Genomic DNA, 25,109 nt, shown 5'->3' with positions numbered 1-25,109 from the left:
CATAGTGTCATTTATGTAGGTAATAAAATAATAAACACTGTAATCAATAATACAAAACGCTATATTTCAATGCCTTATCCTTAAAGTGTCGGAACAGAGCCTACTGATAAACCTGTTTAAATAAAATCATTCAACCGCTAGTGTCTCGCACCAGCCGTTGCCAACAAAAAAATACCGATTTACAGGAATAAACGTATTAGCATTAATTCTCAATTTCAAACTCGATTTAATCAGCGTAAAACCCTTATGTAAACGAATGAACCTATGGGGTAAAGATATGTAAAACACATAGAGTTAGGTTGGCGTGGATTGTTAATCTACAGTTCAAATTGATTTCTATTTTGAGCAGTTATGAAACGTCTAATCTTATTATTCTCAGCAATCATTATTGCAAGCCTAGGGTGGTTTATCACCACTCAAGATTCTACAGCCTCCGCACCACCGGAAAATTACAGAACCGAAGTTATCAGCAAAGGTAATATCCTTAATTCCGTCAGCGCAACAGGTACACTCGCGGCAGTTGATGATGTCATTGTAGGGTCGCAGCTTTCAGGTCAAATAACGCAGGTATATGTCGATTTTAACGACACCGTTGTAGCAGGCCAATTACTGGCTCAAATAGACCCAAGCACTTTTGCAGCAAAAGTATCTGAAACTCAAGCACAAGTTGATAAGACTCAAGCCGATATAAATTTACAAAAAATTGCCATTGCACGTGCCAAGGTGACATTCAATAAAGCACAACGAGATTTACAGCGTGCTGAAAAATTGTCTGCAGCTAAAAACATTTCAGAAGATGAACTCGACGATTACCAAACACTCGTCAAGCAAAACCAACTCGATGTTCAACAAGCACAAGCACAACTTGATGTACTGCACGCGACTCTGGCCTCAAACAAAGCTAGCTTACAACAAGATCAAATTAACTTATCACGTACGGAAGTTCGCGCCCCCATTGATGGCTTTGTCATTTCACGCACTATTGAAGCAGGCCAAACTGTAGCGTCGAGCTTAAATACACCTGAACTGTTTATGCTTGCTAAAGATCTTTCCATTATGGAAATTGAAGCTTATATCGATGAGTCTGATATTGGCCAATTACAAGAACAGCAAAGGGTTAATTTCACTGTGGATGCTTTCCCAGATCGTAAGTTTAACGGCGAGATCCAACAAATACGCCGTTCACCTGAATCAACGTCTGGGGTAGTGAGTTATACCGTCATTGTTTCTGCAGACAATCGTTCAGATGTTTTATTACCAGGGATGACCGCGAACTTAGATATTTCAATTGATAACGTAAGAGATATCCAGCGTGTATCCAATGCCGCACTTCGCCTAGCTACGCGCCTCAATGAAAGCTCTGATCAGCCACAGCGCCGCGGACCAATGGCATCCCTTGAAGCATTAAACCTAAGTGAGGAACAACAGCAACAGCTCAAACAACAAATGCCAAAGCGTTCAGAAGGATTCGGACCTGGCGTGGCAGAACAACGTCAAAGACAAATGCAGAAGCTCTTAGCTGATGTACTCACTGACGAACAAAAAGCGCTTCATAAAGCCATACAAAAAGGCACGGTGAGAACAGGCAACGTGCTAATACTACGTGATGGTGAGCAAATATCCGTGCCTGTGCAATTGGGCATTACTGACGGTCAATATACTGAACTATTGAAACCTGATTTAAATAATCAAATGGTCATTACTCAAATCAAAGCAGGTTCATTATGACTCCAGCGCTTGAGTGTCTTAATTTAAGTCATAGCTTTCCCATGGCCGGAGAACGCTTTCATGTACTTAAACAGATTAACCTGACCATAAAACAAGGTGAAATGGTTGCCATTATGGGGCCATCAGGATCCGGAAAATCGACCTTAATGAATCTTATTGGCTGTTTGATGACGCCTGAGCAAGGTGAAGTACGGATCCTTAACCAATCAACGCTCGGTATGGGTAAAGATGAGCTAGCAACATTGCGTCGCGATCATATCGGATTTGTGTTTCAACAATTCAATCTACTTGCACGAACCACTGCTCTTGATAATGTAAAAATGCCATTAATGTATGCCGATAACCTAATTATGGATGCTGATCAACGCGCTAAAGCATGTTTAGAGTCAGTAGGTTTAGGTGACCGCTTAGAAAATCACCCTAGCCAGCTTTCTGGTGGTCAACAACAACGTGTAGCAATCGCGCGGGCGCTAATTTATCAGCCGAATATCATACTGGCAGATGAACCCACTGGTGCACTAGATAGCCGAACCAGTAAAGACATCATGGCGTTGTTTAGAGATTTGAACAAACAAGGTAAAACCGTTGTTTTGGTCACCCATGAGGATGAAGTCGCGGCCTATGCCGACCGAATTGTCATGGTGCGAGATGGTGAGCTTCAGGTATCACCTAAAAAGCATCAGGATACAGTTCTGGAGGCAATGTAATGACTTTAGTCTATACCGCCCTACTCTCTTTAAGACGCAATCTAATGCGCTCTATTCTAACCACACTCGGCATCATCATTGGCATTAGTGCCGTTATCGTAATGTTTGCATTAGGTGAAGGTGCCCAGCGCCAAGTAGAAGCACAAATAAAAAGCTTAGGGACAAATGTTCTCATGGTGCGAGCGGCGCCAAGAAAGTCTGGCGGTGCTAAGCAAGCGGTTGGAGGGGTTAATAAACTGGAAATCTCTGATGCAAATGCCATTAAAAACGAAATTGCTGAAGTCGCTTATGTTGGTGCATCTAATGACGGCCAAGCACAAATTATATGGGGTAATCAAAATTGGTCTACGAGTATTCAAGGTACCAATACTGACTATATCGCTGCCAGTAATTGGGTGGTAGCACAAGGTCGAGAGTTTGAAGAAAGCGAAGTTCGCAGCGGTGCTAAAGTGGCCTTAATCGGTCACACTGTCGCTACTGAGCTATTTGGTGATGCTGAGTTTGCTATTGGTGAAATTATCCGCGTGAACAAGGTGCCTTTAACCATTATTGGTTTGCTACAAACCAAGGGACAGGATATGCGTGGCTTTGATCAAGACGATACCCTCATCATTCCTATTACAACCTCTAATCGCCGAGTGTTGGGTCGTGCAGATACCAATATTAACCGAGTGAATCGCCTCACCGTTGCCGTCGATAAAGCCAGTAATATGGATTATGTTAACGAAGAAATGGAGCGACTGTTGAATCAACGTCATCGAATACCCGTGAGCCAAACTAGCCCATTTGAAATTATGAACTTGTCAGCGATGCTTTCAACCCGTGCTGAAGCCAATCGAGTATTTTCAATGTTATTAGCAGGCGTGGCTGGGGTGTCGTTATTAGTAGGCGGTATTGGCGTGATGAATATTATGCTAGTGAGTGTGACTGAACGTACCCGTGAAATTGGTCTACGTATGGCAGTGGGCGCAAAACCAAAGCATATTTTGATTCAATTTCTTATTGAGAGTGTCACCTTATGTATCATTGGTGCATTAATGGGCGTGCTACTATCATTAATCGTCGTAGTCATTATGCAATATGGTGTAGGTTGGGAAATGGCACTATCCCCTACTATTATCGGGATCAGCGTGATTGGCACTGCGATCATAGGAGTGGGATTTGGATTCTACCCTGCCTATAAAGCAGCAAATCTCGATCCTATTGAGGCGCTAAGGTACGAATAATATCAATCAGGGAATAGCCGTTATTGCTATTCCCTTTTTGTATCGATAGTTTATGAATAGTTTTTCAAGAGTTCATAAAGAAGCTATATACGGAGTAACATCTAGATTGTTACAGCGGATTTATTTTCTTCTGATCGCTAAAGCGATCTGCATCAACACCTTCTTTCCAGTAACCCACAGCAAAAGTGTTTAATCTTTCAAAACCGATATCATCTTGAAGTATCGGCTTTAACGAACGAATACTGCGTGCTTCAAGCCCCATAAATACATGGGTATCTTTAGGTAAGCCTTTCGCGACTTACAATACCTTTTCCTCAAGAGAGATTGCCGCTTCATCTTCGATAAACCAGCAAGTATTGCGGGAGTCGTCATAATCCATCTCAATAATATCAGCTCGAGTCGGAATACAAATTATTGCTCTTACCTCTGCAGCTTTGTTAAATCTCGGCACAAAACCGTTTATGGCATTTACTGAGGTTAAATCCCCCACGAGCAGGTAACTATGATGACTAAAGTTAGTGATTTTCATTAATCCAGGCCCTGCAATACCAATACAGTCACCGAGCTGCGCTGCTTTCGCCCAACAAGTTGCAGGACCAATATGGCGGTTGACCACAAAATCTAATGCTAAACGGTTTGAATCTGGGTTAAAGAAACGAATGGTATATGAGCGCATAGCTGACTTTTCGTCGTTTACTGAGGGCAAGAAAACCTTTACATGAGTCCCTTCCATATCGATAGGAAACCCTTCTAAGCTTTCTCCAGTAAATATAATTCTGCGTAAATGAGGAGATAATTCGATGATATCGACAACTTGTACCGAGCGTAAATTTGGCTTTTTAGGCTTCATCTATAAATCCTCTTTAACTTGAAAAGTAACAACTGAGTTGATAAGGTCAACTATATTAAACAAGGTTGACATAGTCAACTAATTTGCAGAGGCAAATATTTTGGATAACGATACACTTTCTGACACCGTCTTCAGTATTGTACATTCTTATCGATTAGCGATGCGTTCATCACTTAAAGCCAACGAAATTGGTCTAAATGGTATGCATGTCAAATGCCTGACATTCATCAATAAAAGTCATATTTGCACCGCAAACGATATCGTGAGCTTTTTTGCCCGAGATAAAGCACAAATAGCACGCTTAATAAAAGATATGATCGATAATAAATGGTTAACGAAAGAGGCAAATCCTGAAGATAGACGCAGCCAGATTTTATCGTTAACTGATGAGGGCAGAAAATTAGCAGAGCTTATTGCAAGGACTCAGGAACAAGTGCTTAAACAAATGCAGCAAAATTTATCAACAGCAGAAGTGGCAGCCTTTACCAAAACAGCAGCAATAATCGCGGCTAATCTTAAGACATTTGAAGCAAAGGTTTAAACAATATAAAACCCAGCCGCTCGATGTTTTGATTAAGCATGAATATAAACCATTCGCCGATAGAATTTATAAAGTCATAAGCGGGCAATAATCACTCACGATATGATATTGATTCACTAGGATTAAACAAGAGCGATTAAGCCGAAGTGATTGAATCAGAGTCAGATAAACTTACTAAGACTATTTTTAGCTATTTATCCAACTCGGATCTGGCTGCCACTGTTCAATCCAGGCTGGTATTTTATCAGCAGCCATTGGTCTAGCAATACCATAGCCTTGGGCTAGCTCACAGCCCATAGATAACAACTGAGCGCCATGCTGGATACTTTCCACACCTTCGGCAATAACTTGTCGGTGGAAGGCTGAAGCCATGCTAATAACCCCCATCACAATCGCGCGGTCATCAATATCTACCAGCATGTCCCTAACAAAACTTTGATCAATTTTAAGTAAATATGCCGGTAGCCTTTTAAGGTAGGTTAATGATGAAAACCCGGTACCAAAATCATCGATAGCAAAACCTACCCCTAAATTAATGCATTGTTCCATTGTCGCTAACACTTGAACCATGTCACCTAAAGCGCTTGTTTCAAGGATCTCTAGTTCAAATGAATTTGGGCTCAAGGTGGGTCGTTGCGCTAATGCCGAAGATAATTTGGCTACAAAGTCGGTTTGTTGTAATTGAAAAGCGTCGATATTGACACTGACACACATGTCTAAACCTGCTGATTTCCATTCAGCCATTTGGGAAAGCGCTGTATTAATCACCCAGTCTCCCAATACCAAACTAATAGGATGGTTATCGATAACAGGCAGAAAATCACCCGGCAGCAGTAAACCGCGTTCAGGATGCTGCCAACGGATTAACGCCTCACACCCAATCACTTTGCCCAGCTTCATGTTTACTTTAGGTTGGTAATATAAAACAAATTCATTTTTATCGATGCCGCGCTGAATATTGTCAATATTCTCAAGTGTTGTTTGTATTGATTTATCCTGATTAACATCAAAAACATGGAAACGATTCTTACCCGTTTGCTTGGCAATATACATGGCTTGATCTGCATGACGTATCAATTGATCAGCACTAACACCATCTTGTGGATATAAAGTCACACCAATACTGGTTGAAACCCGCAATGTGATATCTCCAGACTTAATCGGACTCGTCGCAGCTTGCAACATACGCTCTAACACACGCTCGCAGTCTTCCATATTATCTAAATCAACCAACAAGGCTATAAACTCATCACCACCAATTCTGGCCAGAGTGTCGCTTTCTCGTAAAGTCTTACTCATCAATGCTGAAAGTTGAATTAACAACTCATCACCCACATCATGACCGTAAGTGTCATTGACCGCTTTAAAACCATCCAGATCAAGATAAGCGACCGCTAAGAATTGACCTCGCCTAATGGTTTGATGCATACCACTGCGGATCCGATCTGCCAACAGCACTCTATTAGGTAAATTGGTTAAAGGGTCATAATGGGCAATATGTTCGAGTTGTTGCTGGTGGCGCTTCATTGAAGTGATATCAGAAAATAGCGCCACATAGCTTTGCGTTTTCCCATTAGCATCAGAGACTGCACTAATGGTAATCAGCTCAGCAAATACATCACCATTTTTACGCTTATTCCACAGTTCTCCAGACCATTGCTTTTTCTCTAATAAAGATTTCCACATGGCACTGTAAAACGCTTTATTGTGTCGACCAGAGTTAAGAAATCGTGGGTTTTTTCCTAGTACTTCATCGCGATCGTAACCCGTAATCGTGCTAAAAGTATCATTAACATCAATAATAACCCCATTGATATCGGTAATCATGATGCCCTCACGAGCATGGGTAAACACACTGGCAGCGAGCTTCAACTTTTTTTCTATTTGTTTATTTTTAGTAATATCAATAAATTCGATAACCCGAGCCTTACGCCCTTTGTAGTCGATATTTTTACCCTTAATGGCAAGCGAATACTGTGAACCATCCTTGCGTAACCCATCAACTTCATAGCTGTGAGTATAACCTTGCTTAATTTTTTCTAACACAGTATCCAAGTACTCTGGCGCAACGAGATCAAGACCATTCATCCCTATTAGTTCTGAATAGGTGAAGCCTGTAATATCTGATAAGCCATTGTTACATTCTAGGATTTTACCTTGTTCATGAATAATAATACCACCATACGTTGCATTGCTTAACGCTTTGAAACGCTCTTCACTCTGCTGCAATGTCTTTTTAGTATCACTCAATCTTTTATTGAAACGATGTAAATATAGGATTACTGAACTAGTAATTATCAGCAGAAAAAGTGATATAAAAAATAAAGGAAATACCCACTTTGGCAGGGTATCTGGATTGGTATCATAAACAAAGCCATCTAGGTGACTAACATCCTTAACCAATTTTGCTCTGGCAAAGGTATTTGACATGTGCAGCCAGCGTTCAGGATTCATATGGCCAATTTGAATCAGATCGGGCACGATAAGTTTTCTTATTGCTGACGCTTCATACAATAAATGCTCACGGGTTTTACTTACCTCATATTGAGCCATCATTAAGTCTATGATTTCTTCAGGATTATCCATCGCATATTGCCAACCTTTGAGTGTGGCTCGTCGCATGGCCTCCACACGAAGCGGGTAATTCTCTACTTCCGCTTCAGAAGTAAATAAAATATCACTGTAAAAATCGACGCGATAAGTTACAGGATCAATAATGTTATAAGGGATGTTGAGCTGTTCTAGAACGAAGGGTTCATTGGTAATATATGAATTAAATGCATCAGCCTTACCTGAAATTAAGTCTTCAAGCTGGAAACTACTAGGCAAAATATCCAACTGCGACAACTCAATACCTTCATTAACTAACATCGTCAGAAAATCCGCATCTTTATCTTTGTTAGCCAACATAACTTTTTTACCAATTAAATCATGGGCAGAACGAATACCTGACTGTTTTAGCGTAAGTAATATAGATGGGGAATGTTGAAAAATAGCAGCAAGAGCAACCAGAGGTTTCCCTTGTAAACGCTCATAAAGCACCTCACTGTTTCCGACACCGTATAAGGCATGCCCAGATAAGACTTCTGCTACAGGAATATGCTGTGGATCTCCTGACCTTAGCCGTACATCAAGGCCTTCATCTTTATAAAAGCCTTTCTCTATGGCGGCGTAGTAACCTGCAAACTGAAATTGATGATGCCAACGTAATTGCAGATAGATGATGTTGTCTTCGACAGAGCGGTTTTCAGCAGGATTGTTTTTAACAGAGATACTTGTTACTGGATTTTTTGTAGAAAAGTCGTCTTCAGAAGAAGCATTCGCAAGTAGCGATGATGAGGGCAGCAAAGCAAATATGATGAATAGCAGATATAACAAGTTTGCACATTTATTAGATGAGAAATGTAAGTATTTATTTAGCCGGATAACACCTTTCGACATACTGAATACCTTAGCGATAATCTAGATCCATACGCTATGAAACTTTCATCTAAACCGTTAATGAGTTCATCCTGAAACTATGACACTAACGATACCGATATACAGGGAGAGTGATACTGTAAAACAAACGAAAAATAAATATTTAGTATTTCATCCTTGATATAAAATCCAGCCAATCTATAAAGTGTTATGTCACTTAGTCTTAAAATTTGCTGAACTACATTGAGTATAGAAGATAAAAAATCCTTAGCAATTAGACTTTTGGTACAAAATTTCAAAAAGGTGAGAATCCCCGCAAAAAACTCAATCGACGACAATCAAACTTAGAACGAAGTCATTTTACGTAAATATCTTATAAAAAATGGCTGAAATATATAAAGAGCATTTAAGATTATCTCTCAAGTATTTCAGCCTTTTTGTCTCAGGCTTACGATAATATACGCCACAATCAGTCACGATGACCTAGTTTCTTACTAAGCCAGTTTGGACTTGAAAAAGGCCAATGTTCTCGACCAAGCGAGTTGTGCATTTTGTTCATCATAGCGCCCGGTCGAATCATTGTGGAAACCGTGCTTCGCTTTGGGGTACATATGCATTACATAATCAACATTCGCAGCCTTTAAATCAGCCTCATACTCAGGCCATGAAGCATTCACACGTTCATCTAATTCGCCGAGTTGGATCATTAACGGCGCTTTAATATTGGCTCTAAGCTCTTTACTTGCGGGTGTTCCATAAAATGGTACGCCAGCATTAATCAGGTCGCTCTCTATTGCGGCTAGGTAATTAACCATATAACCACCAAAACAAAACCCCACAGCGCCTAACTTTCCATTAGATTGCCCATGAGCCTTTAAGAATTTGGCAGCAGCTACAAAGTCATACTGAATTTTTTCACGATCAAGAGTGCGCTGCATCGCCCTACCTTCGTCATCATTGCCAGGGTAACCCCCAAGCGGAAACAACGCATCTGGCGCAAATGCAATAAAACCGGCTTTAGCTAATCGGCGAGCCACATCTTTAACATAAGGGTTTAAGCCTCTATTCTCATGTACCACCAGTACCACAGGAAATTTGCGGTTGTCATTGTCAGCATCTTTGGTCGGCATAACTAAATAGCCGCGCCCTTCCCCGTGGCCTTGCGGCGATGGGAAGTTCTGATAACTCGCGTTAATATCTTCATCATTGAACGACACCTGCTCCGCTAATGCGTAGTTAGGCATCAATGCACCTGTCAGCACTGTCATTGAGTAACCCAGCGCAACTAGACCTGCTAATTTATTCATAAAAGTACGACGATCCATCCCTCCATGGGCATATGAGTCATACCAATCAAAAGCTTCTTCTGGAATATTATTATTTTTCATACTGTTACCCGAAATAAGTTTGCGATTTATTTATACTGTCATGTGAGTTTTTGATTAGATTCACTTGAACAGCTAAATGCGAATAATAATCAAAAATCTAATAGCCTGAATTAATATGCGGTAACTATGATTAAAAAGCAAACAAAGGCGATAATATGAAAAATAAGACAGTAATGGAAATGTGTAGGAAGATCGTCAACGCTTAATAAACTATGATTGAGACAATCTAATTAACATCACCAACCTTCAGCTTCAAAACGTGCAACTCTGGCCTCTGCCTCGGTGCAGTGGGTCACTAATACCAGCTCAGATAGTGTGATGCTTGGAGTCTGTGTAATCAGACGAACCAACTTTTCTTCTAGGGTTTCTAATTTATCAGCATGTCCCAATAACCCAGTTTCAATCTTGTTAATAAGATAATGAAACTCACCATAGCCTTTTTTGTTGAGCTTCTTTGATATTTGCTGATGGGTTGTCAGGTGTGCGGCAAAGGATTGTATATTGATAGCATCACCGGTAATCCCCCAATTTCTTGAGCGACGCACACGTTTAAGTTCGCAATGACATTGCACTGCTATGGCTTTGGCTTCTTTGGCTGTATCTCCACCTATCCGATGGATCAGAGAAGGAAGTGCGATGGTAATATCTTCATTCATATGGGGTTGAATAGTTGACTCAATATCGTTAATTCAGTGCTTATTATACCTTGCTGTCGATAATCATAAAGCTAACGCGTTCTGCAGTTAATTTCGCAATCAGTTTAACCCGCTGTAGTGGTGCCAAACAGCCATAATAACTGAGAAGATATTAGAGATATCAAAGAGAAGATAAGGCAAAGTGGCTATCAAATTTAATAGCCACACAGATAAACTAATCTATCACCTTGGCTAGATCCTCAATAATATTCAGCGCATTTTCTAACTGCGCTTTAGCAAGGTATGGCGCTGGCCCGAAGCGTAATTGGTCACCGCGGCTATCACACAATATTCCTCGTTCTCCTAGGCTAGACACCCACTGATTCGCTTTTGAGCTAGTTAAAGATAGAAAGCCAGCATTATTTACTCGTTGGTGAGTTGGCAGAGCTAAACAGTCATCACTCAGTCCCAAAGCTTCAATCCCTTGCCACAACAACGTAATTTGCTGCTGACTTATCTCCCTCAACTTAGTATCAGTGAGTTTGTGCGCTTCAAAAAAGTCAAAAACTTCTGCTGCGCGGTAATGACTGGTGGGATCATAAGTCGAACCGGCAAATGCGCTTTGCCCCGTTCCATATCCCACCTTCCCAGGTGCTTGATTAAGTACATCAAACTCGGCATACCAGCCCGTTATTATTGGACTAGCTTGATAACCCTGAGGGATCCGTAGCATGCAATTGCCCTCACCTGCTTGGCAATACTTATAGCCACCAGCAACCACAAATGCCGATGTTAATTGCCAAGACTCAAGATTAAATGGCACCACATTGAGTGCATGATAAGCATCCACCAAACAAGGTATATTCAAACTTTTCGCCGCGTTCGCCACTAAACCTACATCATTAAAAATCTCACTGGTGCCAAAAAACACTGCAGATACCATCACGGCGTCAGTGTCATTATCAAGCTGACTAATAATGCGTTCGGCTAAAGTGTTGCTGGGATTAACCGGCACCACTTCAATACTGACATTAAGATCTTTTAAACGGTTTAACTGTCGACGTAACGAATGGAATTCCCCATCGGTAGTGACAATTTTAATGGGTCTATTGAGTGATTGTTTAAAGCAATTAAGATCGGATAAAAAGCGCAATATCAGCTCATGAGTTGAGGAACCTAGCGCAATTTGAGCTTGTGGCTCACCCAGTAATCCTCGATAAAATTGTCGAACTCTATCAGCTTTTTCAAAGGCAAGTTGCCACTTGTCATCAATATGTTTCGCTGCATCATCAAAGCATTGCAACATGCCTCGCTTTGCCACATCAGGCCATGCTTGATGCGAATGTCCCGACAGTAAAATACGTTCACTCACCTTAAAGCTTTCATAGTGAGGCTGCAGTGTTAGCGCAATATCATTAGACATGGTGCTTATCTCCAAAGCATGAGGTTATTATTGTTATGGGTTAAATCAATTGATACAAAAATAAAACTATATTAGTGTGATTAAAGGTGTGTTCTTAGCTCAAAAAGCTCAGGAAAAAAGCTAATATCAAGGGCTTTTTTCAAGAAGGAAACCCCTGAAGAGCCACCAGTGCCCATTTTATTACCGATAATGCGTTGCACTGTATACATGTGCTTAAAACGCCACTGCTGAAAACTGTCTTCAATATCAATCAGTTTTTCGGCGAGTTCATAGAGCTGGAAATGTTCATCAGCATTTTGGTACACACCTAACCAAGCATTTAATACACTGTCATTGCGGCTGTAAGGCTGGCTAAAGTCTCGGTTTAACTGCGCTGACTCAATGATTAGCCCTCTATCATGTAAGGCTTGCAAGGTCACATCATATAAACTTGGCGCATCAAGGATTTGTTTTAGTTCTTGATATGTTTCAGGATCGCTTTCATGCACCTTTAATAATGATTCATTTTTGTTACCCAATAAAAACTCAACTTTACGATAACCAGCGGACTGAAAGCCTGATGAATGCCCTAATGCATCACGAAATTTCAGGTAATCCACAGGCGTAAGGGTTGACAGAATATTCCAGGATTGGGTTAACTGATTAAGGATTTGTTTAACACGAGAGATAACTTTGAATGCATGGCCAAAATCTCCCTGTTGAATGTTAACGACCGCAGCACTTAGCTCATGCCCAGCAAGCTTTAGCCAAAGCTCACTTGTTTGATGGATAACGACAAACAACATCTCATCATGTTGATCAGATAGTGGCTGCTGCGCCGATAAGACTTGGTTAAGTTTAAGGTAATCACCATAGGACATATCATCTTTAAAATCGGTATGGATATCATCTTCCATCGCTCGGTAATTACTGTGCGGACAGCTCATACTCATCACTCCTGTAATTATTTTTATTTATCGCCAACTTTTATTTAATCATGATCACCTACTTAAGTCAGTGCAGGCGAAATATTAAACATACTATCGACTGTATGTTTGAGTTAACAGTCCGAGTACAAACTAGAGAGGCTGCGAGTTTAAGCCTGTAAAGCGCTTTTCAATCATGGGATTAAATATCCAATAAATACTTATTTTCAAAACAATAGATACTTAGACTTGTGTCAATATCATCGCGAAAAATTCAATTTGTTTGTCATTCATAAAGTTGATGCATATCCAAAGCCCTATAATACTCACGCTTATAGTGATGCGTATGGGATAAATCATTAAAAAAATGAGAGAAAATCATTATTACGCCTTGCTTAGCAAACGTAACTTAGAGACTGACAATGTCATTACAACCAATAATGAATAGCATCATGATTTAGTTTGGTATTTGGTCGTTGAAATGAAGCATATTTTCTAGTCGAGATAAAACCTCTTTTAACGCTATAATGCCCCGCATTCATCAGCGTGTTGTCATTGATATTTGACCAATTTAACGCCTTTATTTAACTGTACGAAGTAGAACTGACTCATGAGCCCAGAACGTTTAGCCCGAATAAATCAAATGCTTGATAATCGCCAAATCGACTTAACGATTTGCCTTGATAAAGTCCATAAAACCCAAAATATTGCCGCAGTGGTTCGTACAGCCGACAGTGTTGGTATTCATCAAATTCATGCGGTGTTACCCGATAGCAGTTTATGGGTTTCTGGCAATACAGCTTCTGGGAGCCAGCAATGGGTAGATACCGTTAATCACCGCACATTTGATGACGCAAATAAGATATTTAAACAACAAAAAATGCAGGTGTTAAGCACCACATTTTCTGATACTGCAGTGGACTTTCGTGAAATAGACTATACCCGCCCAACAGCGATAGTGATGGGGAATGAACATGATGGTGTTAGCCAAGAAGCGATAGAATCATCAGACCAACACATCATCATTCCTATGGTTGGCATGGTGCAGTCCCTTAATGTATCTGTTGCTGCAGCTTTAGTGATGTTTGAAGCTCAGCATCAACGCCAGAAAGCCAATATGTATGGCACTCGTCAATTAGATCACCAATACTGCCAAACCATACTATTTGAACAAGGTCATCCTATTTTTGCTAAAGCATGTCGTAGAAAAAACATCCCTTATCCAGCAATAGATGAACTCGGCCAAATCGAAGCTAACGAAGATTGGTGGCAGCGAATGCGTGCACCGTATCAAAAAGAATTAGTGGGTGAATAGATCTAAAGCCTGAAAACAGTAGAACCAATCAGAAAAATCTGACGTTATATGCCTAACGAGAACATGGATGTTCTGTTTTGATTGAATACTGTTTTATTGAGCACTGTTTATATTGAGTAAATATAAGTATTTAACCTAAGTAGTCATTCTCTACAATAAGCGCAAACAGTAACCCTACTTCTACTTCTACTTCTACTTCTACTTCTACTTCTACTTCTACTTCCACTTCCACTTCCACTTCCACTTCCACTTCCACTTCTACTTCTATTCAATTATCAATAATGGCTCCAAAGTAAACCTAGTGTAAATTATAAAAAATTAAAAATTTTTTATTGCACATAAAATCAGCCACTTAAGAAAATCTCGCCTTCCCCACTATCATGATATAAAAACCACTATTCCATGCATATAAAGTCATAGTCATAACCTTACTTATAAGGTTAAGTTCATTTAATCAGCATATCTATTCATTAAGTCCTTCAGTTAGAACATAAATTCAAGCCAATACTATTTTGTTACATTTATTTTACAAATGTAACAACTACAGATACATTGATCGTCGCAGCGAGAGATCTTAGAGTTTTAATCTGCAAAAAATATAATAAACAATTAATTATCCTGACTAACATGGAAGACAGTTATGACTACACGTAAAGTAACAACAGTATTAAGCCTGTCTGTGCTCGCACTTTCGATATCAGCAAGTGTAAATGCAGCTCCTTCTTTTAACCCAGCCTTGCATAGTAATGCATCAAGACTCACCAACGAAAACCCACTCCCTAAACGATATATTGTTAAGTTTAAAACAGCGAGCGCTGTAGCTGCGGGCTTCTCAATATCTTCTAATCCTATTGATGATGCACAATATGTACCGAGATCTAACGAAGTCTTCTCACATTTTCGCGCACTTAATAGCGTCGCAGCGAAAGAAATGAAGCGTATAGGACGCAGTAATAGTTACTCCGTCAAACTCGACAATAAAAATCTACAATCACTCAGATTTCGTGCAGATGTTGATTATGTTGAAGAAGATTTACCGCGTCGTTTACTCAGTGAATCAACACCATGGGGTCAAACCTATGTCGGTGCTACGGCACTGAGTGACAGCCAAGCAGGCAATCGCACCATTTGTATTATTGACTCTGGTTACGACCTTGGTCATAACGATCTCAATGCAAATAATGTTACTGGCACCAACAACTCTGGTACCAATAATTGGTATGAACCTGGTGCAGGTAATGCTCATGGTACTCACGTAGCAGGAACAATTGCCGCCATTGCAAACAATGATGGTGTCGTTGGGGTAATGCCAAATCAAAATGCCAATATTCATGTCATCAAAGTATTTAATGCTTCTGGTTGGGGTTACTCGTCAGATCTCGTTGCAGCAGTTGATATTTGTGTCAGCAACAATGCCAACGTAGTCACCATGAGTTTAGGGGGCGCAGGTTCAAATAATACCGAAAGAAATGCCCTTGCAGCTCACGAAAGTGATGGTGTTTTATTGATAGCAGCTTCGGGTAATGACGGCAACTCAACCCTAAGTTATCCAGCCTCATACGATGCGGTAATGTCTGTTGCTGCTGTTGATAGCAACAAAGATCACGCAGCATTTTCTCAGTACACTGCACAAGTTGAAATTTCAGGGCCAGGTGAAGCGGTACTGTCTACCGTTACCCGTGGTGAAGGCCGATTAGCTGATATTACCGTCAATGGTCAGTCTTATTTTGACAATGGTGTCGTACCTCATAATCGTTATGTTTTGTCAGGTTCAAACCACGTAAGCACGCCTTTCATCGGTAGTGTGACTGGTATTCTTGCAGAGTGTTCAGTCAGTGGTAGTAACTTTAACTGTGGCAATATGAGCAATAAAGTATGTCTGGTTGAACGTGTGGGTAATCAAGGTTCAACTTACCCTGATATTGATGCAGTTAAAGCATGTGAAACTGCCGGTGCTAGTGCCACTATCGTCTACAGTAATAGCGCTTTACCTGGATTACAAAATCCATTCTTAGTCGACAGTAATAACGAAGCACCGATAGTATCTGTGTCAGTTGACCGTGCTACTGGTCTTGCACTTCGTAACGAAATCGGCAGTTCTGTTACTGTCGCCAATACCGATAATGAAGATTATGAGTATTACAATGGCACATCTATGGCAACGCCGCATGTTTCAGGGGTGGCAACCTTGGTATGGAGTTATCATCCTGAATGTAGTGCTACACAAGTTCGCGCTGCATTGAATGCTACAGCTGAAGATTTAGAAACTGCTGGTAGAGACAACAAAACAGGGTTTGGTTTAGTCGATGCTGTTGCAGCTAAAACTTATCTCGACGCATCCTGTAATGGTCCTACCGATCCAGGTAATGGTGGCGGTGATAGTGTTTTAGTGAATGGTGTTGCTAAAACAAACCTAGCAGGGGCGAAGAGTGAAGAGTTATTTTACTCAATCGAAATTCCCGCTGGTGCAACCGACTTAAGCTTTTCAATGAGCGGCGGTACAGGCGATGCAGACTTATATGTACAGTATGGCGCAGCGCCTACAACAGCTAGCTATGATTGCCGTCCTTGGAAAGGCGGAAATGTAGAATCTTGCCCTATTACTACACCGCAGACAGGGACTTACCATGTCATGGTTCAGGGTTATAGTGCATTTAGCGGCGTAAATCTGATAGCTAATTTCACTGAAGATACGGGTGGTGGAACTGGCGGCGGAACAGGTGGTCCAGCAACTTACACGAATAATACTAGTTATAGCATCCCAGATAACAACGCGACTGGGATAACCAGTGCTATATCTGCAGCTAGAACAGGTGATTCAGGTACAGTGACAGTGAAAGTAAACATTAGTCATACCTATATAGGTGACTTGCAAGTTGAGCTTCACAGCCCTACAGGTCAAATTGCAGTATTGCATGACAATACTGGTGGCAGTGCTAACGATATCAATAAAACTTATACCGTTGATATGTCTGGTGTTGAATCTGCTGGTGACTGGGAACTCAAAGCCGTAGATAGTGCTAGAAGGGATACGGGAACTATTAACTCTTGGGAGTTAAGTTTCCTGTAATCACACCTTAAGTCATGTGTTTACGACAAATGCCTATCAGCTAAAACTGGTAGGCATTTTTATGGTCAATTTATAATACGATAAATTAATGTTAACTAATGATCTTCAAGCGCACTTCCACTCACCCTATCCCTTATATCCCATGCGATTAAAGTATCAGTAAAAAATCACACTAAACGATTAAGCCTAACAACCACTTACTGATTACAGCTTAATTTTCTTGCGAATGGTGACCATATTTTTTAAGGCTCCACTTAAGCAACAGTGGCCCAATGAGGGTGGTGATAGCGATGATGACCACTAACTCCGTAAACAATTTATTATCGATAATATTCATCTGTCTGCCCATTTCAGCAAAAACTAAACCCACTTCCCCACGCGGTACCATAGCACTGCCAACAATGAGTTTTGTTTGCCAGTTTCCACCAGCCAAGCCACCTGCAAGTAATTTACTCATAACGGCTAGCAACGAAATCCACATCAACAACAGTATTCCGCTAGCACTATAATCAAGTTGACTTAAATCTAAACTGATACCCACATAAACAAAAAATATTGGCGTAAATACATCGACTAATGCTTTGGTTGAGACTTCCATCTTATGAGTAAAAGCAAAGGGATTAACAAAATAGCGGTTTAACGGCGAGATAAATTGCCTGCTTAATGCCAACCCAACGGCAAAACCGCCGAGTAATGCGGGGGCACCAAATAAATGCGCCGCCCAAGCGAAAAAGCAAACCAAAATCATGGTAATAATCACTTCATAGCCTGAATTATCATTAACGGGTTTTAACGCTCTAGCCAAATACAATAATGCCCGAGCCAAAGGAGGGGTGAAGATTAAAAACATCAGCACTTTGATAATGAGGTATAAGGTACTCATTACATCGAACACGCCATTACTGGCAAAGTTAAACAAAATACTCAGTAATATCACGCCACTAATATCATCGAAAACCGCAGCACCTAAAATAATATTTCCCACTGTTGTTTTAGCATGGTTAGCTCTCACCAAAACACTTAAGGAAATACCGATACTGGTTGCCGTTAGCGCGCAGCCTAGAAAAATAGCGGTAAATGTCGAGTCTGTAAGATAATAAGCGCTGCTCAGTCCCATCACTATCGCAGGAATAATAATGCCCAGAATGGCAACACTCATCGCGCGACTTCCCGCTTTATGTAGCCCCTTAATTGACGTTTCGCAGCCTATGGAAAACAGTAATAAAATAACCCCTAATTCAGCTAACACGGTCAACGTGGGATGAGGAGTAATTACGCTCAGTAATGAAGGTCCTAATAACAAGCCCGCAAATATTTCTCCCACGACCACAGGTAAGCCTAACCGCTGAAAAACACCACCAAAAAGTTTGCCTAAAAACAGAATCAAACATAGAGAAATAACAAACTGGTCAACACTCATATGCCCTCTACATTCATTATTGTTATAGAACAAATATTGAGCGCTTTAATGATGAAGATCAAGGCTAAATGTCAACCATTTGCTATGTTAAATTAACAGCTAGGAGGAAATAAACATGGATAAGTTATTTATCATTTCACAGAAACATCAACAGCAAACCAATGCCATAACTGAGGGGATGGCGTTAGCAACAATGTTGGAATTAAAACCTGAAATCATGTCCTATTGTTACGAGTCATTAAGTGGAGATGCCTACTATAATCCACGTATTGCAGCAGTGGTACGAGCAGAAGTACTTGCAGAAGATAGTGCATCAGTTAAGCAGCAACTCAGTGATCTCAATGCCAGTAATACGTTATTTACCAATATTTGGTGTAAGAACTTATGTGAGCATGCTTGCGAGTATGTGACAGCAGATAAATACGCCATGATGGTTAAGTCTATCCATGAAACGGCAAATTTTCTTCCTATGGACTGGCAACTTACTCGCCATACCAAAGTCCCGTTAATGTTACTGAGTAACAATCCACTTAATCGAGCTGAATCAATTTTAATGGCGGTAGATTTGGGCAGTGATAATACCTCAAAACGAGCCTTAAACCGCACTGTTATAGCTCAAGCACAACGACTGGCCACAGCGACAGGGTTTGACTTACACCTCGGCTATGTCATCCGTTTACCCAAAATACTCCGCGATATGGATCTGGTGAATAGTCGCACCTTAGTGAAAGAGGCCTATCAACGATACCAACTGGAAATTGAGCAATTGGGACTCGATAAAGATCATGTGCATATTATGGCTGGAACAGCAGACCTGTGCCTGTTTGAATTAAGTTGCCGCTTGAAAGCCCAATATTTAGTGATGGGCGCCCGTCAGAAACAAGGCATTCTTGGCTTAGTGTTAGGTAATACCGCAGAGTCAATTTTAACGCGGATCAGAAGTAACGTGTTAGTGGTCCCCCAACGAACTGAAGCTTGATAAATTAATAGGTACAGGAGAGAGAGAAAGGGAGAATTTAGAGTTGAGCAATGGCAGTGTCTCTAATGGGCAAGTGAACTTCGGGATAAATACGTTAGCCATAACAAACAAGCAAATAACAAGGTTGTAGCGGTGTTTTATCAGCTTTAACTGATTACTGTGATATTTGGGCGATTCAAAGATTGAATAATGCCAATAAACTATCTAGGATCAACATATCTGATCGCCAACAAGAATTAACGTAATGACCACTCAGCTTTATTTTATCTACGACTCACATTGTCCTTGGAGCTATGCAACCACACCTTTGGTGAATACATTGCAGGAAGCTTATCCAGAAATGACTGTAAACTTATTACATTGCGCGAATTTCATCGGCAAAGACAGTGCTGGCGAAGAGCAAATGGAAGCAGCAGCAAGAATGAGTGGACTTAAGTTTGGCAGAGATCATATTCGTTATGCAAACAGCCCTAAAAACTCAGTCAAAACAGCAAACTTGATGGGCTGGATCCAAAGTAAACAAGCGGTCAAACAGCTGCCAGTGCTGAATGCTATTCAAAGAGCACACTTCATTGAAGGTAACCCGCTAGACAACAAACACGATTTTAATGCCATCGTTGAAAAGTTTAAGCTATCACCATCAAATAAAGTTTTTAAAGATGAGCTCAGTATGGATGCTGAATACGTACTTGAAGATATTGCTGAAATCCAACAAATCATTGGCACTAATAGTTTTCCTGCAATCATCATTACCGTTAATGATAATGCGATCTTTGTCGACCACTCAAAATACATCAGTAGTCCTCACAGTGTAGTGGCTGCAGTTGAGCAAGAAATCGCTGCATTCAAAAAGTAATATCATTGCTAAGAAAAATAACAAAAACCACGGTATTTACCGTGGTTTTTTGTGTCTAAAAGGTTCTATTCCACGTTAATAGCAGCTGCGCACTAATTTAACCTATGACTAACTTATTCATATAACCTCTTGTTTAACCTTAATGAAACAACAAGGTTTACAACAGTACACTTACCCCATTTCGCGAATTCTCAGGCTAGGATGAGATGTTCTGTTAGAATACCGCGCATATTGACATGACTCATTTGGGATCCATGAAAGAATTTATCATCATTGGCGCGGGACAGTCTGGACTGTCTATGGCTTACAACCTTTCCATTAATAATAAAGATTACCTTATTTTAGATGCGAATGAGCACATTGGCGCACCTTGGCTAAAGCGCTGGGATTCTTTAAAACTGTTTACCCCAACAGAGTATAACCATCTCCCAGGTATGCCATTCCCTTTCCCAAAAGGTTATTACCCCAACAAGTATGAAGTGGCAGAGTATTTAAAGAGTTATGTCGAAAAATTTTCAATGCCGATTGAGTTCAATCAACGCATCACCTCGATAAAGAAAGTGAATGGCATCTTTGAAATAACCAGTGCTACTGCAAGTTATAAAGCCAAGCAAGTGATCATTGCCACAGGGCCTTTCCATACGCCGTTTACACCGCCTTGCCACGCAGATATTGCAGCTGACATCACCCAATTGCATAGTGAAAACTATAAGAGCCCTGCTCAACTGCAAGATGGTGATTGTTTAGTGGTTGGCGCGGGCGATTCTGGCGTACAAATTTTATCAGAAATAGCCGAAACAGGACTTACGGTTCACTTCTCTGGCACTGATAACATTAAAGCTATTCCACAGTCATTTTTGGGTAAAACCCTTTGGTGGTGGTTCACTAAGATTGGCTTTTTATCGGTGACGCGTTATAGCAGAATTGGTAAGTGGCTCAGTAAAGGTGTGCAGCCCGTTATTGGTACCGATGTAAAATCACTGTTAGCAAAAGACAATGTGATTCATATGGGCAGAACATTATCGGCAGATGAAAGCAGTATTACCTTTCAAAAAGGCAGTATTAGCACTATCAAAAATGTTATTTGGGCGACAGGTTTTAAACCTAACTTCTTTTGGATTGAAGATATCTCATTCGATGAAATGAACTACCCAAGTAACTACCGTGGTGTAAGCAGTGATGTTGAGGGGTTATATTTTATTGGCCTGCCTTGGCTATACACTCGAGGCTCTGCAACGTTAGGCGGTGTTTGGAAAGATGCCCAATATCTCATGACACATATTCTAGAAAAGAAATAACTCAGATAATCAGATCCCTGATATTCAATCATATCAGGGATTGATGTTTAGCTAGGTCGAATTACCAATAACCTAGCTAATACTTAATCTAACTAATACCTTGCACTTGAGAAGCTAACAACCAGATTGCCAGCGCAAAGAATATCAGCCCCATAAACTTGTTTTGATAGGTTCTAAACTTTTCATTTTTCAGCAAAGGTTTGCCTAGACTCCCCACTAAAGCCACCAGCAACAAATTAAACAATAACCCCATCAAATTCAACTGCAGGCTTAACACTAACATCAGCTCAAAAGCACTCTTAAAAAAGAATATAGTAAAAATAAATATTACAACAGCTGCAGTAGTTAAAGTAATTTAGGTTTTTGGGTAATCGGTTACTGCAGCTTTATCAAACACTCTGGTTTATCAATTAATCCATCCAAAACACTCGGGAAATAACCTAGTCTTATTAGCTGTTCAATCAAATTATGTTCTGAAATCCCCTCTACAGGATAAAGATTAATATGCTCTATTCCTGATAGATATTCAGAATTTCTTTTATCGAGTATATGTTGAGCCCCATATAAAACGTGAAAACAAATATTTTCATTATTTTTTAATATGTGTGGCCGTAAATCGAGCACACTTTTAGAAAAAACCTGCTGTCTTTTAACAAATAGTTTACCTCTTGGATCCTTGTCCAAAAATTCAGAAGTCAAATTAAAAACAGATGAAAAAGTGCTAACACAAGTTGCATTTAAGGCTATTCCATACCTTACTGCAGCAAAACCACCAGCTGAAGAGCCAATAACAATTACATTTTTAGAATTTAACTTTTTAATCTGTTCCTTTAAATATAGAACTGCACCATCAAAACCATTTTCAACAGATTTAAGCCCGTGATTAAAAAAAGAACGGTTGAAATCTCTTAAATAAATTGAACTGATATTACGTTCAGCGAAAAAACGATCTATTGAAGGAAGAGGTATAGAAGCTCTATGAGCAAGCCCTGTGAATAAAATAACAACAGTATCAGAATTTTCAGCCTCTGCTATGGTTACCTCTTCAAATTTATCATCAATAATTTCTCTTTTTAAATGATGAAACTCAGGTAAATAATGATAAATATTATCCTTTCCTTTGCTAATGTTTTTTAATAATTTTAGCTCCTCCTCATCAAAAAGTTGTAGCAATATCCCTTCAGCAACATTACTTATCTCAATATCTTCATTGGAAATATTTACAGTTGCCCATTGCTTTAAGATTAAAATATATTTAGGTTCTAGCGATAGAGTTAGTGCAAATTGAAACACTTGATAAGGTAATTTATTTTGTTCAATTTTTATAGAAATATAGTCAATCGCAAATTCTATTTTATTAATTTGATGAAAAAAATCAATTACTCTAACAAAGAAATTAGGTTTTCTCCCTAACGAATCAAAACTTTCACAAGCTACACGAACCAAAAGCTCATCTTCAGATAATACTGCAAAATTAAATAAAACATGTTGCAAATGAGCATTTTCGAGAGATTGAGAAGGAATGTTAGGGATAATAGCCTTAGCTTCATCTAAGTTGGAGCTATTTATATAACATTGTAGTAAGTGAATCCACCAAATAGGACCTAACGGTAACTCTCTAGTTAAAAAAATTAATTGCTCTATCTGTGATGATCTATCATCTAAATAAACAGCAAGATGGTATTTAGCTTGTCGAATTAAAACCTCATTCGAACAAAACTCAATTAGCTGCTGTATATGGTACTTTGCTGCATCAATATCATCTAATTCTAAATAAATAAGAACCAAGTCAAAAAGTATCGCTGATCTATTTGGATGGTCCTTGTTAATTTTTGATAATTTCTTTAGTCCTTCAACGGCACCAAAATTTTTCAAAAAATAACGAGCTTCTAGCCTTAACCATTGAATTTTCAACTTATCATTTTTACTAAAGCCATTTAGTAGAAGTGATAACTTATCAAAGTCTTTTTCATTTAAAAGTTTATACCCTTCTTTTATCATTTCCTTCAAAATTAACGCCTTTTGTACAATGAATAACCACCTTAACTCGAGTTAGAAATAATAACACTCAACAAACAAAAAGCCTACATAGCAGCAACAGCAAGCTCAACACCTAAAATAAAAAACCATTGATTTAAATAATTAAAACATAAACTTAAACAATAAAAACATCACTTTAGGTACAATTTATATTGTATTAAACCAAATAGATCTAACTGTCGAAAATAATAATTTTTTGATTGTAAAATCTATCGGACCATTTAAAGCATTCCTGAGGCCATCAACGTACCAAAAACTATGGAGTCATAGTGAATTCTTCTGACAAGTTGGAAACTTATCAAGAATCAAAGAAGACATTGCTAAGAGATTTTCCACATAAAAGTAAGCTAAGTGACATTGAATATTTTAAGGGTTCAAGGCCTTTTACTGTATAAAAAATAACTATTCATATTCTCTATTAAAGCGCAAGGATAAAACTTAATGTTATAAAAATAGAAGTTCTATTATTCATCAATATTATTACAGGTTATCTTCTAAAAAAATAAAAATAGTGAGCAAATAACGGTATAAAAATATCAATAAGAAAACTCAATAGAGTAAGATCATTTTAGTATAAGAATACAACCGATGACTGCATTTCTATATAAGCTGTAACGGACTAATTAACTATTTTATTTGAGATTAATGAACCTAACTAATACCTTGCACTTGAGAAGCTAACAACCAGATTGCCAGCGCAAAGAATATCAGCCCCATAAACTTGTTTTGATAGGTTCTAAACTTTTCATTTTTCAGCAAAGGTTTGCCTAGACTCCCCACTAAAGCCACCAGCAACAAATTAAACAATAACCCCATCACATTAAGCAGTAGGCCTAAAGCTAACATCTGCTCACCAGAACTAGCACTAAGCTGGGTAGAAACAAACTGTGGCAAGAACAACACGAAAAATATCAGCGCTTTGGGATTAAGTAGGTTACTGAATACCGCTCGGCGATAGAGTAATTTAGCCAGATTATTCTGCTGCTTAATTTCTGGTGCATCAGCCGCGCTACTGCGCATGCAGTCCCAGCCCATTTTCAATAAATAAGCGCCGCCCAGAACACGTAGCACTTCTAATGCCATCGGGTTCATCGCCACTAATGCAGAAACCCCCATTGCAGCCAGTAGGGTTAAAATCAGTCCTGAAGTAGCATTGCCAAAGCTGGCATATACGCCCACTTTGCGGCCATAACTCAGGCTAGAACTGGCGATCAAAAGCATGTCAGGCCCCGGAATTAACAATAAGGCGACGACAGTGGTTAAATAAACAGGAAGTAAAGCCAGATCAATCATGATAAATACACGCTA

The 25,109-nt window shown here is 39.6% G+C and carries 18 protein-coding genes and 2 pseudogenes; 9 read left to right on the top strand and 11 right to left on the bottom strand.

Annotation, left to right across the window (positions count from 1 at the left end):
• Positions 1-351 precede the first annotated feature (351 nt).
• Genes FPK91_RS17970 through FPK91_RS17960 form a run of 3 tightly spaced genes read left to right on the top strand, consistent with a single transcriptional unit; the run spans position 352 to position 3,661 of the window.
• On the top strand, positions 352-1,728 hold the full coding sequence (locus tag FPK91_RS17970; RefSeq protein WP_144213005.1) for an efflux RND transporter periplasmic adaptor subunit: 1,377 nt from the start codon (positions 352-354) through the stop codon (positions 1,726-1,728).
• On the top strand, positions 1,725-2,435 hold the full coding sequence (locus tag FPK91_RS17965) for an ABC transporter ATP-binding protein (RefSeq protein ID WP_144213003.1): 711 nt from the start codon (positions 1,725-1,727) through the stop codon (positions 2,433-2,435). The genes FPK91_RS17970 and FPK91_RS17965 overlap by 4 nt, the downstream gene beginning before the upstream one ends.
• Positions 2,435-3,661, top strand: coding sequence for an ABC transporter permease (locus FPK91_RS17960; protein WP_144213001.1), 1,227 nt, complete (start codon positions 2,435-2,437; stop codon positions 3,659-3,661). The genes FPK91_RS17965 and FPK91_RS17960 overlap by 1 nt, the downstream gene beginning before the upstream one ends.
• Before the next feature lie 109 nt (positions 3,662-3,770).
• Here FPK91_RS17960 and FPK91_RS17955 read toward each other — a convergent pair.
• Positions 3,771-4,511: pseudogene (locus FPK91_RS17955) on the bottom strand (siderophore-interacting protein).
• Between the two features lie 100 nt (positions 4,512-4,611).
• Here FPK91_RS17955 and FPK91_RS17950 point away from each other — a divergent pair.
• Complete coding sequence (locus FPK91_RS17950; protein WP_144212999.1) at positions 4,612-5,052, top strand: MarR family winged helix-turn-helix transcriptional regulator; 441 nt, start codon at positions 4,612-4,614, stop codon at positions 5,050-5,052.
• A 186-nt stretch (positions 5,053-5,238) separates the two neighbouring features.
• Here FPK91_RS17950 and FPK91_RS17945 read toward each other — a convergent pair whose 3' ends face one another.
• The 5 genes from FPK91_RS17945 to kynA all read right to left on the bottom strand — a co-directional run bounded on the left by FPK91_RS17945 (position 5,239) and on the right by kynA (position 12,844).
• Positions 5,239-8,493: an EAL domain-containing protein gene (locus tag FPK91_RS17945; RefSeq protein WP_144212997.1), complete on the bottom strand. Its 3,255-nt coding sequence runs from the start codon at positions 8,491-8,493 to the stop codon at positions 5,239-5,241.
• A gap of 473 nt (positions 8,494-8,966) precedes the next feature.
• A complete protein-coding gene (locus FPK91_RS17940; protein WP_144212995.1) occupies positions 8,967-9,860 on the bottom strand; it encodes a dienelactone hydrolase family protein in 894 nt (297 codons plus the stop codon).
• Positions 9,861-10,096: 236 nt separating this feature from the next.
• Positions 10,097-10,516: a ribosome recycling factor family protein gene (locus FPK91_RS17935; RefSeq protein WP_144212993.1), complete on the bottom strand. Its 420-nt coding sequence runs from the start codon at positions 10,514-10,516 to the stop codon at positions 10,097-10,099.
• Positions 10,517-10,730: 214 nt separating this feature from the next.
• Positions 10,731-11,918 (bottom strand): aminotransferase class V-fold PLP-dependent enzyme, encoded by a 1,188-nt coding sequence (locus FPK91_RS17930; protein WP_144212991.1) that lies wholly within the window; start codon positions 11,916-11,918, stop codon positions 10,731-10,733.
• Positions 11,919-11,998: 80 nt separating this feature from the next.
• Positions 11,999-12,844, bottom strand: coding sequence for a tryptophan 2,3-dioxygenase (gene kynA / locus FPK91_RS17925; RefSeq protein ID WP_144214551.1), 846 nt, complete (start codon positions 12,842-12,844; stop codon positions 11,999-12,001).
• Positions 12,845-13,433: 589 nt separating this feature from the next.
• Here kynA and trmH point away from each other — a divergent pair.
• A complete protein-coding gene (trmH, locus tag FPK91_RS17920; RefSeq protein ID WP_144212989.1) occupies positions 13,434-14,138 on the top strand; it encodes a tRNA (guanosine(18)-2'-O)-methyltransferase TrmH in 705 nt (234 codons plus the stop codon).
• Between the two features lie 130 nt (positions 14,139-14,268).
• On the opposite strand, the gene FPK91_RS21190 is transcribed toward trmH, so the two are convergent.
• A complete protein-coding gene (locus FPK91_RS21190; RefSeq protein WP_264371770.1) occupies positions 14,269-14,394 on the bottom strand; it encodes a hypothetical protein in 126 nt (41 codons plus the stop codon).
• 384 nt (positions 14,395-14,778) lie between these two features.
• On the opposite strand from FPK91_RS21190, the gene FPK91_RS17910 reads away from it, so the two are divergent.
• Positions 14,779-17,208, top strand: a complete 2,430-nt coding sequence (locus tag FPK91_RS17910) for a S8 family serine peptidase (RefSeq protein WP_144212987.1) — start codon at positions 14,779-14,781, stop codon at positions 17,206-17,208.
• 211 nt (positions 17,209-17,419) lie between these two features.
• Here the strand turns inward: FPK91_RS17910 and FPK91_RS17905 are convergent, their stop codons facing one another.
• Positions 17,420-18,628 (bottom strand): cation:proton antiporter, encoded by a 1,209-nt coding sequence (locus tag FPK91_RS17905; RefSeq protein ID WP_144212985.1) that lies wholly within the window; start codon positions 18,626-18,628, stop codon positions 17,420-17,422.
• A 115-nt stretch (positions 18,629-18,743) separates the two neighbouring features.
• Between FPK91_RS17905 and FPK91_RS17900 the strand changes: the two genes are divergently transcribed.
• From FPK91_RS17900 to FPK91_RS17890, 3 genes are all read left to right on the top strand, one after another.
• Complete coding sequence (locus FPK91_RS17900; protein WP_144212983.1) at positions 18,744-19,607, top strand: universal stress protein; 864 nt, start codon at positions 18,744-18,746, stop codon at positions 19,605-19,607.
• A 244-nt stretch (positions 19,608-19,851) separates the two neighbouring features.
• Positions 19,852-20,463 (top strand): protein-disulfide isomerase, encoded by a 612-nt coding sequence (locus FPK91_RS17895; protein WP_144212981.1) that lies wholly within the window; start codon positions 19,852-19,854, stop codon positions 20,461-20,463.
• A 254-nt stretch (positions 20,464-20,717) separates the two neighbouring features.
• Positions 20,718-21,761 carry a flavin-containing monooxygenase gene (locus FPK91_RS17890; RefSeq protein ID WP_144212980.1) on the top strand — a complete coding sequence of 348 codons (1,044 nt, stop codon included), beginning with the start codon at positions 20,718-20,720 and terminating at the stop codon, positions 21,759-21,761.
• 88 nt (positions 21,762-21,849) lie between these two features.
• Here FPK91_RS17890 and FPK91_RS17885 read toward each other — a convergent pair.
• The 3 genes and pseudogenes from FPK91_RS17885 to FPK91_RS17875 form a co-directional block, all read right to left on the bottom strand.
• A pseudogene (locus FPK91_RS17885) lies at positions 21,850-22,059 on the bottom strand (LysE family translocator); the annotation flags it as partial.
• Positions 22,060-22,136: 77 nt separating this feature from the next.
• Entirely contained in the window at positions 22,137-23,771 is a 1,635-nt protein-coding gene (locus FPK91_RS17880) for a tetratricopeptide repeat protein (protein WP_144212978.1), read from the bottom strand.
• 681 nt (positions 23,772-24,452) lie between these two features.
• Positions 24,453-25,094, bottom strand: a complete 642-nt coding sequence (locus FPK91_RS17875; RefSeq protein WP_193559173.1) for a LysE family translocator — start codon at positions 25,092-25,094, stop codon at positions 24,453-24,455.
• Positions 25,095-25,109 lie beyond the last annotated feature (15 nt).

Source organism: Shewanella donghaensis, from assembly GCF_007567505.1.
Lineage (GTDB): Bacteria > Pseudomonadota > Gammaproteobacteria > Enterobacterales > Shewanellaceae > Shewanella > Shewanella donghaensis.
This window is presented reverse-complemented; position numbering and strand designations above follow the sequence as displayed.

What these genes read in the sequence shown, in the direction of transcription:
- FPK91_RS17940 (WP_144212995.1), bottom strand. Translation starts at nt 9,860, where the DNA reads ATGAAAAATAATAATATTCCAGAAGAAGCTTTTGATTGGTATGACTCA.
- FPK91_RS17890 (WP_144212980.1), top strand. Translation starts at nt 20,718, where the DNA reads ATGAAAGAATTTATCATCATTGGCGCGGGACAGTCTGGACTGTCTATG.
- FPK91_RS17875 (WP_193559173.1), bottom strand. Translation starts at nt 25,094, where the DNA reads ATGATTGATCTGGCTTTACTTCCTGTTTATTTAACCACTGTCGTCGCC.
- FPK91_RS17945 (WP_144212997.1), bottom strand. Translation starts at nt 8,493, where the DNA reads ATGTCGAAAGGTGTTATCCGGCTAAATAAATACTTACATTTCTCATCT.
- FPK91_RS17930 (WP_144212991.1), bottom strand. Translation starts at nt 11,918, where the DNA reads ATGTCTAATGATATTGCGCTAACACTGCAGCCTCACTATGAAAGCTTT.
- FPK91_RS17900 (WP_144212983.1), top strand. Translation starts at nt 18,744, where the DNA reads ATGGATAAGTTATTTATCATTTCACAGAAACATCAACAGCAAACCAAT.
- FPK91_RS17935 (WP_144212993.1), bottom strand. Translation starts at nt 10,516, where the DNA reads ATGAATGAAGATATTACCATCGCACTTCCTTCTCTGATCCATCGGATA.
- kynA (WP_144214551.1), bottom strand. Translation starts at nt 12,844, where the DNA reads ATGAGCTGTCCGCACAGTAATTACCGAGCGATGGAAGATGATATCCAT.
- FPK91_RS17905 (WP_144212985.1), bottom strand. Translation starts at nt 18,628, where the DNA reads ATGAGTGTTGACCAGTTTGTTATTTCTCTATGTTTGATTCTGTTTTTA.
- FPK91_RS17910 (WP_144212987.1), top strand. Translation starts at nt 14,779, where the DNA reads ATGACTACACGTAAAGTAACAACAGTATTAAGCCTGTCTGTGCTCGCA.
- FPK91_RS17965 (WP_144213003.1), top strand. Translation starts at nt 1,725, where the DNA reads ATGACTCCAGCGCTTGAGTGTCTTAATTTAAGTCATAGCTTTCCCATG.
- trmH (WP_144212989.1), top strand. Translation starts at nt 13,434, where the DNA reads ATGAGCCCAGAACGTTTAGCCCGAATAAATCAAATGCTTGATAATCGC.
- FPK91_RS17960 (WP_144213001.1), top strand. Translation starts at nt 2,435, where the DNA reads ATGACTTTAGTCTATACCGCCCTACTCTCTTTAAGACGCAATCTAATG.
- FPK91_RS17970 (WP_144213005.1), top strand. Translation starts at nt 352, where the DNA reads ATGAAACGTCTAATCTTATTATTCTCAGCAATCATTATTGCAAGCCTA.
- FPK91_RS17895 (WP_144212981.1), top strand. Translation starts at nt 19,852, where the DNA reads ATGACCACTCAGCTTTATTTTATCTACGACTCACATTGTCCTTGGAGC.